Origin of the sequence: Luteitalea sp. (genome assembly GCF_044337415.1) — a bacterium.
Lineage (GTDB): Bacteria > Acidobacteriota > Vicinamibacteria > Vicinamibacterales > Vicinamibacteraceae > Luteitalea.
In genome coordinates, this window is the sequence record NZ_JBIINP010000004.1 from 22,683 (window position 1) to 35,187 (window position 12,505).

Consider the following 12,505-nt stretch of genomic DNA (forward strand, 5'->3'; position numbering starts at 1 on the left):
AGCCGCCGAGAATTTCGAATGTCGAATTTCGAATTACGAGGCTCTTTCCTCCGTCCGCCCCCCGCCCGTCCGGTCGACGGCGAGCACCCCGGGAATGCCCTTCACGGCGCGAATCACCTTGTCGAGGTGCTTCACGTCCTGAATCTCCACGGTCATGTCGATGAAGCCCTGCTCCTGTGAGGTGGTGGCTTCCATCGTGCGGATGTTGGTGTTGATCGCCGACACCTGGCTGCTGATCGCGGCGAGCATGCCCTTGCGATCCTCGACCTGGATGTTGAGACGCACGGTGTAGGGGGCGCTCGGGTCGTCGCCCGTGTCCCACTCGACGTCGATGCGGCGCTCGGGGTCGTACATCAGGTTGGTGACGTTGCGGCACGACGCCGAGTGCACCGACACGCCCTTGCCGCGCGTGATGTAGCCGACGATCTTCTCGCCCTTGATCGGGTTGCAGCACTTGGCGCGGAACACGAGCAGGTCGTCGGCGCCGCGGACGCGGATCTTGTCCTGGCCCGAGCGTGGCCGCAGCACCTTCCTGACCGTGGCCAGCAGGCCGGTTTCCGGCGGCTTCTCCTGGAGGTCCTCGAGCGGCACCAGCTTGGACAGCAGGAGGCGCGCCGTGAGCTTGCCCCAGCCGACGGCCGCGAGCAGGTCGTCGACCTTCTGCATCCCCGAGTCGACCGACACGCGCTGCCAGGCCTCGGACGGGATGTTCTTCGGGTTGATGTCGAAGCGTCGCGCTTCCTTCTCGAACAGCTTCTTGCCGAGCTCGACCGACCGGGTCTTCTCCTCGAGCTGGATGAAGTGCCGGATCTTGTTCTTGGCGCGCGAGGTCTTGACGAAGGCCAGCCAGTCGCGGCTCGGCTTGTGGCCGCCCTGCGTGAGGATCTCGACGATGTCGCCGTTCTTGAGCACCTGGCGGAGCGGCACCATCTTGCCGTTCACGCGGCCGCCGACGCACCGGTGGCCGACGTCGGTGTGCACGGCGTAGGCGAAGTCGACGATCGTGGCCTCGCGGGGCAGTTCCTTGAGCTCGCCACCGGGGGTGAAGCAGTAGATCTCCTCCGGGTAGAGCTCGATCTTCAGGCTGGTGATGAACTCGTGCGGGTCGCGCACGTCCTGCTGCCACTCGAGGAGCTGGCGGAGCCACTTGAAGTACTGCTCGTCGCGCTGGGCGCCGACCCGCCCCTCCTTGTACTTCCAGTGGGCGGCGATGCCTTCCTCGGCGACGCGGTGCATCTCCTCGGTGCGGATCTGGATCTCGAACGGCAGCCCGCGATCGCTGATCACCGAGGTGTGGAGCGATTGGTAGCCGTTGGGCCGGGGCATCGCGATGAAGTCCTTGATGCGCTCGGGGACGGGCTGCCACGTCTGGTGGACGATGCCGAGGACGGCGTAGCAGTCCTTGACGCTGGTGACCACGACGCGGAGGGCGACGAGGTCGTAGACCTGGTCGAGGTCGATGCGTTGGCGCCGGAGCTTCAGGAAGATGCTGTAGAGGCGCTTGATGCGGCCATCGATGGAGACGACGGGGACCTGGGCCTCGGCGAGCTTGGCCTGGATGGTGCTGCGCAGTTCCTCGATGAGCCCCTGGGTGGTGCGGCGCCGCTGGTCGACCTTGTCGCGCAGTTCCTCGTAGGCCCGGGGCTCGAGGGCCTTGAACGAGAGCTCCTCGAGCTCGTTCTTGACCTTGCTCATGCCGAGGCGATTGGCGATCGGGGCGTAGATGTCGAGGGTTTCCCTGGCGATGCGCTCGCGCTTCTCGTCGGGCACGTGGCCGAGGGTCCGCATGTTGTGGAGCCGGTCGGCCAGCTTGACCAGGATCACGCGGATGTCGTCGACCATGGCCAGGAACATCCGTCGGAAGTTCTCGGCCTGCTGGGCCTCCTTGGAGGAGAACGGGATGCTGGAGAGCTTGGTGACGCCCTCGACGACGTGGGCGACCTCGGGGCCGAACAGCTCGGCGACCCGCTCGATCGAGGTGAGGGTGTCCTCGACGACGTCGTGGAGCAGCCCGGCGGCGACGGCCACCGCGTCGAGGCGCATGTCGGCCAGGAGGTTGGCGACCTCCAGGGGATGGACCAGGTAGGGCTCGCCGGAGTGGCGGACCTGCCCCTTGTGCTCCCGGGCGGAGAACACGTAGGCCCGCCGGAGCAGTTCGAGGTCGGCGTCGGGGCTGTAGCTGCGGACCTTGTCGACCAGGTCCTCGAACCGAATCATGGGGGGCGGTGTCTAAGCGTCGTTACACGAACAGGGCACGCAGGCGGATCATAGCCCACGGCCCGCCTTGACCGTTGCAGAGGCGGTCTTTATACTCGCCATGATTTTCCGCCTGGAATCGACCTGGTTGGCGTTGGCGCGGCCGATTCCCGTCCTCATGCTTGACGCACAGGCACACCGGGTTCCGGGTCCGCGAGCACCCGCATCGAGCGGGCGTGCAAGGAGTAGATCGATGTCGACGCGGTTGACCATTGTCCGGCTCATGGCCATTGCCGGTTTGAGCCTCTCCCTGACCGCCTGCGGGAAGGTGACGGCCCAGATGTCGTTCAAGGACGGCATCGGCGCGTACCAACAGCAGAACTACCGCACGGCGATCGAGGAGCTGGAGCAGGCGGTGCAGTACGATTTCGAGTACCGCCCCTACGCCTACTTCTACCTCGCCAATTCCCACGACAACGCCTTCAAGTTCACGCGCAAGGGGCAGCCCGAGAACGACGCGCACCTGCCGGAGGCCGAGAAGTACTACAAGCTGGCGTACGAGCAGATCGACCCGGCGTCCCGTGAGGGGCAGGGCGCGACCTTCAAGAAGCGCAGCCTGGAGTACCTCGTGGGCCTGTACGGCCCGGAAAAGCTGAACAAGCCGGACCAGGCGCTCGAGGTCGGCCAGCAGATCGTGGCCCTCGACCCGAAGGACGTGAACAACTACTTCGGCCTGTCCAAGCTGTACAAGGACATGGGACGCATGGAAGAGGCCGAGCAGATGCTGATGAAGGCCAAGGAAGCGGCGCCCAACAGCGTCGACGTCCAGCTGCAGCTCGCCGGCTTCTACAACAGCCAGGGCAACTTCGACAAGACGATGGAAGCCTTCCAGACGCGCATCCAGCTCGAGCCGAACAACCCCGAGGCCTACCACACGGTGGCAGGCTACTTCGAGGAGAAGGTCCGCAAGGACTACACGCTCAAGCCGGCCACCAAGGTCGACTACATCAAGCGCGGCCTCGACGCCTCCAGCAAGGCGATCGAGATCAAGGGCGACTACGTCGAGGCGCTGGTCATGAAGAACCTGCTGCTCCGCCAGCAGGCGCTCGTCGAGAAGAGCCCGGCGCGCCAGCAGGAGCTCCTCAAGGAAGCCAACGCGCTGCGCGACAAGGCCATCGAGACGCGCAACCGCCTGCAGGGCGAGGCCGAGGCTGCCGAGGCGGCTGCCAAGGCCAAGGGCGAGAAGAAGTCCGAGTAGTCCGGGCTCCGGCCCCGCAGGACCCGACGGGGGGTGGCGCCATGGGCGTCGCCCCCCGTTTTTTGTTCGCCTCGCGGATCTCGCTCCTCCCCTCCTGCCGCCGCCGGGCACCGCGCGCGGCGCCCTTCGTGCTTCATCTGTTTACGCCAGCGAAACATCCGGTTGCTAGCCTGTCAGGCGGTCTAGATTCCCCGCCCGCTCCTCAGGGCGCGTCGACGTACCGGCCGGTCTCGGCCGGGGTTCCTTCCCGCAGGTCAGTCCGGCACCGCCCAGGGTCGGCGGGCACGTAGGAGAGATTCATGGTGAGTGCGTTTCAGCGAATGCGCGGTGTGCGCAACTCGTGGTGGCGGGTGCCCGTGCTGGCACTGGCGACCGTCCTGGCTCTGGTCGGTGCCACGCGCCAGGCAACCGCGCAGGGCGTGACGACCGGCTCGTTGGGTGGCGTGGTGACCAACGCGACGGGCGCGCCGGTGGCGGGCGCGAGCGTGATCGCCATCCACACCCCGTCGGGCACCAACTACGAGACGACGACACGCCAGGACGGCCGGTACTTCATGCCGAACATGCGCGTCGGCGGGCCGTACGTGGTGACGGTGGCCTACGTCGGCGGTGGCAACGCCTTCGAGCCGTACACGAACGAGAACGTCACGGTGAACCTCGGCGTGACGACCGACGTGAACATCACGGTGAAGGACATCGCCGTCGAGGAGACCGTCACCGTGACGGCGTCGACCGACACGGTGTTCAGCACGCAGCGCACGGGCGCGGCGACGACGGTGAACCGCGACATGATCCAGTCGCTCCCGAACGTCAGCAACCGCCTCGAGAACTTCACGCGCCTCACGCCGCAGGCCAGCGGGTCGTCGTTCGTCGGGCAGGACAACCGCCTCAACAACATCACGGTGGACGGCTCCTACTTCAACAACTCGTTCGGCCTGGGCGGCGCGCCCGGCGACCGCACGGGCGTCGCGCCGATCTCGCCGCAGGTGGTCGAGCAGATCCAGGTCAACGTCGCGCCGTTCGACGTGCGCCAGGGCAACTTCGTGGGCGCCGGCATCAACACGGTGACCCGCAGCGGCGGCAACCAGTTCCGCGGCTCGCTGTACCGCCAGTTCCGCGACGACAGCATGGTGGGCACCAAGGCCGGCGCCAACACGGTGCCGGTGGGCAAGTTCGAGTTCGCCAACACCGGCGGCTGGGTGTCGGGCCCGATCTGGAAGAACAAGGCGTTCTTCTTCTTCAACATGGAAGACGAGGCGCTGACCGAGCCCGGCACGACGTTCCTGGCCAACCCGGGCGGCGCGACCGTCGGTGGCGCGATGACGCGCGTGCTGCAGTCGGACCTCGACAACCTCAGCAACTTCCTGTCGTCCAACTTCAGCTACCAGACCGGCCCGTACACGGGCTACGAGCACGAGACGCCGGCCCGTCGCTACCTCGTCAAGGGCGACTACAACCTGAACGCGAGCAACAAGTTCACGTTCCGGTACACGCACCTCGACTCGCTCACCGACGTGCTCGCGTCCAACTCCGCGTCGCTCGGCTTCGGCAACCGCCGCACCAGCACGCAGGCGCTGAACTTCCAGAACTCCAACTACCAGATCAAGGAAAACATCCGGTCGGGCATCGGCGAGTGGAACGCGACGTTCGGCAACACGATGGCCAACTCGCTGATCGTCGGCTACACCAAGCAGGACGAGAGCCGGTCGGTGCGCGGTGATGGCATGCTGTTCCCGCTCGTCGACATCCTCGACGCCGGCACCACGTACACCTCGTTCGGCTTCGAGCCGTTCACGCCGAACAACGAGCTCCGCTACAACACCTTCCAGGTGCAGGACAGCTTCACGAAGTTCGCGCGCAACCACACGCTGACCTTCGGCGGCACGCTGGAGCGCTACGAGTCGGAGAACGTCTTCTTTCCCGGGTCGCAGAGCGTCTACTCGTACAACTCGCTCGCCGACTTCTACACCGACGCGCGCGACTACCTCGCCAACCCGAACCGCACGTCGTCGCCGGTCAACCTCCGCCGCTTCCAGGTGCGCTGGAGCAACATCCCCGGCCAGACCAAGCCGGTCCAGCCGCTCGAGGTGCTCTACGCCGGGGCGTATGCGCAGGACGAGTGGGCGGTGCGCGACAACCTGAAGATCACGGCGGGCCTCCGCCTCGACGTGCCCAGCTTCGGCGACACGGGCTACGACAACACCGTCGCCAACGCGCTCACCTTCCGCGAGGAGGACGGCTCGGCGGTCCAGTACCAGACGGGCAAGTTGCCTGATCCGAAGATCCTCTGGTCGCCGCGCGTCGGCTTCAACTGGGGCGTTGACAGCAACCGCAACACGCAGGTGCGGGGCGGCACGGGCATCTTCACCGGCCGGCCGGCCTACGTGTGGATTTCCAACCAGATCGGCAACACCGGCGTGCTCACCGGCTTCGAGGAACTGAACAACGTCACCAGTCGCCCGTTCAACCCGAACCCCGACGCCTACAAGCCGGCCAACGTCACGGGCGCACCAGCGTCGAGCTACGAGCTCGCGCTGACGGATCCCGACTTCAAGTTCCCGCAGCTCTGGCGCACCAACATCGCCATCGACCAGCGCCTGCCGTTCGGCCTGATCGGCACGGCCGAGTACATCTACAACGCCGATGTGAACGGCGTGTACTACATCAACGCCAACCTGCCCGCGGCGCAGGCGGCGTTCACCGGCGTCGACGCGCGGCCCCGTTACACCAGCAACCGCATCTACAGCAATGTCTCCAACGCGGTCGTGCTGAAGAACCAGAACGTGGGCCGTTCATGGAACCTTGCCGGTACCCTCGCCAAGAACTTCCGTGGCGGCTTCATCAAGAGCGCCTACAGCTACGGCGAGGCGAAGAACACCGTGGACCCTGGCTCCATCGCCTTCGGCTCGTGGAACGGCAACGCCCACCCGGGCGACCCGAACAACCCGGGTCTCGGCTTCGCGGCTGGCTCGCCGGGCCACCGCTTCTTCCTCACCGGCTCGTACTCGTTCGAGTACTTCAATTTCGGCGGCACGACGTTCTCGGCGTTCTGGGAGTCGCGCACCAACGGCGCCACGACCTACACCTTCGCGGGTGACCTGAACGGCGACGGCGGCACGAGCAACGACCTGTACTACGTGGCGCGCAACGTGGGGGAGATGAACTTCCAGCCCTTCACGGCCAACGGCATCACGTTCACGGCTGCCGAGCAGGCGGCGGCCTGGGATGCGTTCATCGCCCAGGACAACTACCTGAGCACGCGGCGCGGCCAGTACGCCGAGCGCGGCGCGATCTTCCTGCCGATGGTCCATCGCATGGACGTGAGCATCGCTCAGGACTTGTTCGTCAACATCAAGGGTCGCCGCCACACCTTCACGGTGCGCGCCGACATCCTCAACTTCGGCAACCTGCTGAACGAGGACTGGGGCGTCGGCCAGCGTGTCATCAACAACCAGCCCCTCGTCGTGCCGACGGCCGCCCAGGGTGGCACGTTCGACGCGCAGGGCCGCGCGCAGTACCGCCTGCGCGTCATCAACAACCAGCTGATGACCAAGTCGCTGGAGCCCACGGCCGGCCTCGGCGACGTGTACCGCTTCCAGATCATGCTGATGTACCGCTTCTAGCTCGCGCAGCATCGCAGCACTCGAGGGCCGTCGCTCCCGACCGGGGGCGACGGCCCTTTTCTGTCTGGTGGAGCTGCGCTGGTAATGCCGCGATGCCCTTCGACTGCGCTCAGGGCAAGCCGCGATGCCGGAACGTCGGGGCGTCCGTCTCCCTCACTCGTGTAGCCGTCGGGCTTGCCCGACGGTCAGTGACGATTCGCTGAGCGTCGGGCTCGCCCCGCCGGAGCCTTGGCGAAGGCGGGCGCACTATACTCCGGCGCATGCCGACCTATGCCCCCGCCCGCCTCACCGCACGCCGGCCACGGATCGCGATGATCGGGGCCGGTTCCGTGGTGTTCTGCAAGACCCTCACGGCCGATATCCTCGCCACGCCGGCGCTGCGCGACAGCGACATCGTGCTGATGTCGCCGACCGAGCCGAAGCTGCGGCGGATGGAGGCCTTCATCAACCGCATGATCCGCGACAACGGCCTCTCGGCCACGGTGTCGGCGACGACGGACCGCCGTGAGGCCATCCGCGACGCCGACTTCGTGGTGGTGATGATCGCGGTGGGTGGCTTCGACGCCTACGCCATCGACTACGAGGTGCCCCTGCGATACGGCGTCGACCAGTGCATCGGCGACACGCTGGGGCCGGGCGGCGTGTTCCGCGGGCTGCGCCACATCCCCGTGCTCGTCGACATCGCCAGGGACATGGAGGCGGTGGCGCGCCCGGGCGCGATCATGCTCCAGTACGCCAACCCCATGGCCGCCAACTGCCTCGCACTCGGACGCGTCACCCGTGTGCCGTTCGTCGGGTTGTGCCATGGCGTGCAGACGACGCTCGACCTGATCGCCGGCTACTGCGGCATCGCCGACAAGCACGAGATCACCTGGACGTGTGGCGGCATCAACCACATGGACTGGTTCCTGCGCCTCGAACACCGGGGACGCGACCTGTATCCCGAGTTGCGCGAGAAGTTCGAGCGACCCGAGTACTACAAGAACGAGAAGGTCCGCGGCGAGGTGTTCCGGCACTTCGGCTACTTCATGACGGAGTCGACCGGGCACCTGAGCGAGTACGTGCCGTGGTTCCGCGCGCGTGCCGACGCGCTCGCGCTCTACTGCGACGAGCCGGCGTTCGGCGGCGAGAGCGGGGCGTACTACCGCTGGGGCAAGGCGATGGCCGACAAGTACGCGAAGGTCGATCCGCTCGAGTTCGAGGACACGGCGTGCGAGTGTCGCAGCGTCGAGTACTGCTCCTGGATCATGGAAGCCGTCGTCACGGGGCGCCCGTTCCGGTTCATGGGCAACGTGTACAACGACGGCTACATCGAGAACCTGCCGCGCGACGCCTGCGTGGAGGTACCGACGTTTGCCGACGACACCGGGCTGCACCCGACGCGCGTGGGCGCGCTGCCGCCGCAGTGCGCGGCCGCCTGCACGACCAACGTGCTGGTGCAGCAGTTGGTGGCGGAGGCGGCGCTGTCGGGCGACCCTGAGCACGTGGTGCATGCGCTGGCGCTCGACCCGCTGACGGGCGCCGTGTGCACGCTGAAGGAGATCCGCGAGATGGCCACGGCGATGCTCGAGGCGCAGCGCGCATGGCTGCCACAGTTCGCGGGCCGTCGCATCTCTCCCAAGCCGACGATCGTCATCCCTCCCGACGTCCGGCCCGTCGAGGTGCCGCTCGACCCTGCGCTGGCGATTCACCAGCGATTCGGCGCGCTGCTGTCGACGAAGACGGAATAGGGAACGGCAGTCGGGAGTCGGCAGTCGGCAGTCGGGGAGTCGGGGAGTCGCCAGTCGGGCCGCTCGGGCGTTGCCTGTTGACAGGCTGCGGCTTCGGGAGCATCCTCTGCGCATCCTGAATCCGTCGCGGCCCGTGGCGCTCACCGCGCCTGCGGCCGTCGTGCGTGCGAGTGGCTGTGCCGAGCCTCCCACCGGTCAGCCCGATGCGCGTGGTCGAGCTGTGTCCCATGGAGGCGCGATGTCGCTCGCGGTCCGTTTCGCCATCAGTCTGGTCCTGTTCTGCGCGGTCCTCGGCGGCCGCCTCGCTACCGCGCAAGTCACGACGGGCACCCTGCTCGGCACCGTCACCGACAGCGGCGGTGTCGTGCCCGGCGCGATCGTCACCATCGTCGACGAGCGTCGAGGGACGCGGACGACGTTCACGACGGATGCGGCCGGTTCGTACACCGCGCCATTCCTCAACCCTGGCACCTACACCGTGGAGGTGGAGATGCAGGGCTACAAGAAGTGGTCGCGCGCCGGCATCGCCCTCGAGGTGAACCAGCGCGGGCGCGTCGACGCGGTCCTCGAGGTGGGCGGGCTCGAGGAGACGACGGTCGTGGTGGCGAGCGCACCGCTGCTGCGCACGGAGTCTTCGGAGGTCGGGGCGGCCGTCGAGGAGAAGGCCATCCGGGAACTGCCGTTGAACGCGCGCAACTTCGCCGCGCTGGTGTACCTGGTGCCAGGCGTGACGCCTGGCCAGGCCGGCGAGAACCTGTCGGGCGCCAGCACGTTCAACCCGCGCGGCGCCTCGAACTTCAACGCGCTCGGCCACCAGGCCAACACCAACGGCTGGCTGATCGACGGCATCGACAACAACGAGTACACGTTCAACACCGTGATCATCACGCCGTCGGTCGAGTCGGTGCGCGAGTTCAAGGTGCTGACCGGCGTGTTCTCGGCGGAGTTCGGCCGCGGCGCCGGCGTGGTGTCGGTGTCGACCAAGTCCGGCAGCAACCAGTTCCACGGCACGGTCTTCGAGTTCTACCGCGACGAGAAGTTCGACGCGCGCAACTTCTTCGCGGCCAAGGCGCCGGCGCCCAAGCCGCCGCTCGATCGCAACCAGTTCGGCGGCGCCGTCGGCGGCCCGGTGTTCCGCAACCGCACGTTCTTCTTCTTCGATTACGCCGGCCTGCGCGAGACACGCGGCCTGGCGTTCGTCAACACCGTCCCCACCGCCGAGACGCGCGTCGGCAACTTCAGCAACTTCCGCGATCGCAGTGGCAACCTCATCGCGATCTACGACCCGCTGACGACGCGCCTGAATCCGGCCTTCGACAGCTCGAGGCCGGTGAGCCTGACCAACCCGCAGTTCCTGCGCGACCCGTTCCCGGGCAACGTCATCCCGGCCGACCGCCTCAACCCCGTCGGGCTGAACGTCGCCAGCATCTACCCGTTGCCCAACCAGGCCGGCAACTTCGACAACTACGTCACGACCGCCAATCGTGTCTCCACGGACGACAACATCTCCTTCCGCGTCGATCACCGATTCGGTGAGCGCGACTCGGTGTTCTTCCGCTACAACTGGGGCAGCTTCAAGCTCGATGCGCCGCAGGGGCAGGCGGCCTGCTGTCTCGAGACACCGGCGGAGGCGGCAGCCCGCTTCGACCTCGGGCCCTACGTGGCCGGCATCCAGAACACGCGGCTGAAGACGCAGGGGGCGGGCGTCAACTACACGCGCGTGATCACCAACACGCTCGTCAACGAACTGCGCGGCGGCTTCGCGCGCACCGTGCCGTTCACGTTCCAGTCCGACTTCGGGCGGCAGTCGGCGACGTCGCTGGGCATCCGCGGCATCAACATCACGGAGTTCACCACCGGCCTGCCCAACATCAACGTCCAGGACTTCACCGGCCTGAGCGGCGGCCCTGCGTTCCTGCCCGTCAACCCCAAGCAGACGCACTGGCAGATCGAGAACAGCCTGAACTGGATGAAGGGGCGGCACTCGCTGAAGTTCGGCTACCGCCTGGTGGATCGGTTCGTCTCGCCGTTCACCAACACCGACACGCGCGGCACGCTCACCTTCAACCGGAACTTCACCAACAACCCGGTCACCAACGCCGGCGGCACGGGCCTGGCCACGCTGCTCACGGGCTACATGACGGGTGCGGCACGCGGGTTCCTGATCGAGCCGTACGACATGCGCACGCAGGAGCACGGCGCCTTCGTGCAGGACGACTTCAAGGTCAGCAACCGCATGACCATCAACGCCGGCCTGCGCTACGAGGTCTTCACGGCACCGACCGAGGAACAGAATCGGCTGGTCAATTTCGATCCCACGAACCTGCGACTGATCTACGCCGGGGAGAATGGAGCGAGCGAGACGGTCAACCTGAAGACGCGGACGACGAACCTGGCGCCGCGGCTGGGCGTGACCTACCTGCTCTCGGAGGACGGCCGCACCATCCTGCGGACCGGGTACGGCATCACGTACTTCCCCATCGCGGCGTCGGCCTCGAACCTGCTGGGGCAGCAGGTGCCGTACACCATCTCGCAGAACGTCAACCCCGAGGTCAACCCGGTCAACTTCGCCAACGTACGCACCATCGCCGACCCGTTCCCGGCGGTGGTGCAACTGAAGCCGCAGACCACCGCCGAACTCAACGCCGCCAACCCACGCGTCCTCGGCCACTCGTTCGAGAACGAGACGCCCTACGCGCAACAGTGGCACCTGGGGGTCGAGCGCCAGTTGTTCGGACCAGTCGTTGCCGAGGTCGGCTACATCGGCAGCAAGGGGACGCACCTGCTCTTCTGCTACAACCCGAACGAGGTGCAGCCGGGCACGGGGTCACAGCCATCGCGGCGCCTGATCCAGCCACTGTCGAACATGAACAACCTGATCCAGTGCGATCCGCGCAACCGCTCGACGTACCACGGGCTGCAGGCGCGCGTGAACCAGCGCTATGCCAATGGGTTCCAGTTGCTGTTCTCGTACACGTGGGGCAAGTCGCTGGACTACGGCGGGTCGGCGGCGAGCGGCGGCGGCCAGACCGGCGGCCCGCAGACGGTCACGAACCTCAACGCCGGCAAGGGGCCTTCGGGCTTCGACGTGCGGCATCGCGCCGTGATCAGCTCGGTGTACGAGCTGCCGTGGGGCCCCAACCGGCCCTGGCTCAATCAGGGCGGACTGCTCAGCGCCATCGTCGGTGGCTGGCAGGCGAGCACGATCGTCACGGCAACGACCGGCCGACCGTTCAACGTGAACCTCGCCGTGGGCGTCAACAACGGCGCGCCGAGCTGGCCCAACCGGGTGGGCTCGGGCAGGCTCGACGAGCCGAGCGTGAACCTGTGGTTCAACCCTGCCGATTTCGTCGCGCCGCCGCCCAACACGTATGGAGACGTCGGCCGTGGCGTGCTCTACGCTCCCGGCCACCTGAACGTCGACCTCTCGCTCACCAAGCGCGTGTTCCTGTTCAGCGGCCGGGCCAACGCCCAGATCCGCATCGAGTCCTTCAACCTGTTCAACAACCCGGGCTTCGGCTTCCCGAATGCCTCGATCGGCTCGCCGACGGTCGGCCGCATCACCTCGACCGTGGTCGACAACCGCAGCATGCAGTTCGCCGTGAAGTTCGACTTCTGAGCAGGGCCGTCTGGCGGGCCGGGACGTCGACGGGGGGCGCCGCAGGGCGTTCGTCCCTGCTCAGTGTCAGGCGCGCACT

5 protein-coding genes are annotated in these 12,505 nt (G+C 66.9%); 4 read left to right on the forward strand and 1 reads right to left on the reverse strand.

The genetic code is table 11. From position 1 onward, the window contains the following. Window positions 1–33: 33 nt before the first annotated feature. Entirely contained in the window at window positions 34–2,217 is a 2,184-nt protein-coding gene (locus tag ACIRDX_RS01385) for a RelA/SpoT family protein (RefSeq protein WP_396623606.1), read from the reverse strand. A 232-nt stretch (window positions 2,218–2,449) separates the two neighbouring features. On the opposite strand from ACIRDX_RS01385, the gene ACIRDX_RS01390 reads away from it, so the two are divergent. The 4 genes from ACIRDX_RS01390 to ACIRDX_RS01405 all read left to right on the forward strand — a co-directional run bounded on the left by ACIRDX_RS01390 (window position 2,450) and on the right by ACIRDX_RS01405 (window position 12,426). Then, window positions 2,450–3,454 (forward strand): tetratricopeptide repeat protein, encoded by a 1,005-nt coding sequence (locus ACIRDX_RS01390; protein ID WP_396623607.1) that lies wholly within the window; start codon window positions 2,450–2,452, stop codon window positions 3,452–3,454. 299 nt (window positions 3,455–3,753) lie between these two features. Beyond that, window positions 3,754–7,077: a carboxypeptidase regulatory-like domain-containing protein gene (locus ACIRDX_RS01395; protein ID WP_396623608.1), complete on the forward strand. Its 3,324-nt coding sequence runs from the start codon at window positions 3,754–3,756 to the stop codon at window positions 7,075–7,077. A gap of 260 nt (window positions 7,078–7,337) precedes the next feature. Beyond that, window positions 7,338–8,807, forward strand: coding sequence for an alpha-galactosidase (gene melA / locus ACIRDX_RS01400; protein WP_396623609.1), 1,470 nt, complete (start codon window positions 7,338–7,340; stop codon window positions 8,805–8,807). 238 nt (window positions 8,808–9,045) lie between these two features. Then, complete coding sequence (locus tag ACIRDX_RS01405) at window positions 9,046–12,426, forward strand: TonB-dependent receptor domain-containing protein (protein ID WP_396623610.1); 3,381 nt, start codon at window positions 9,046–9,048, stop codon at window positions 12,424–12,426. Window positions 12,427–12,505: the final 79 nt, after the last annotated feature.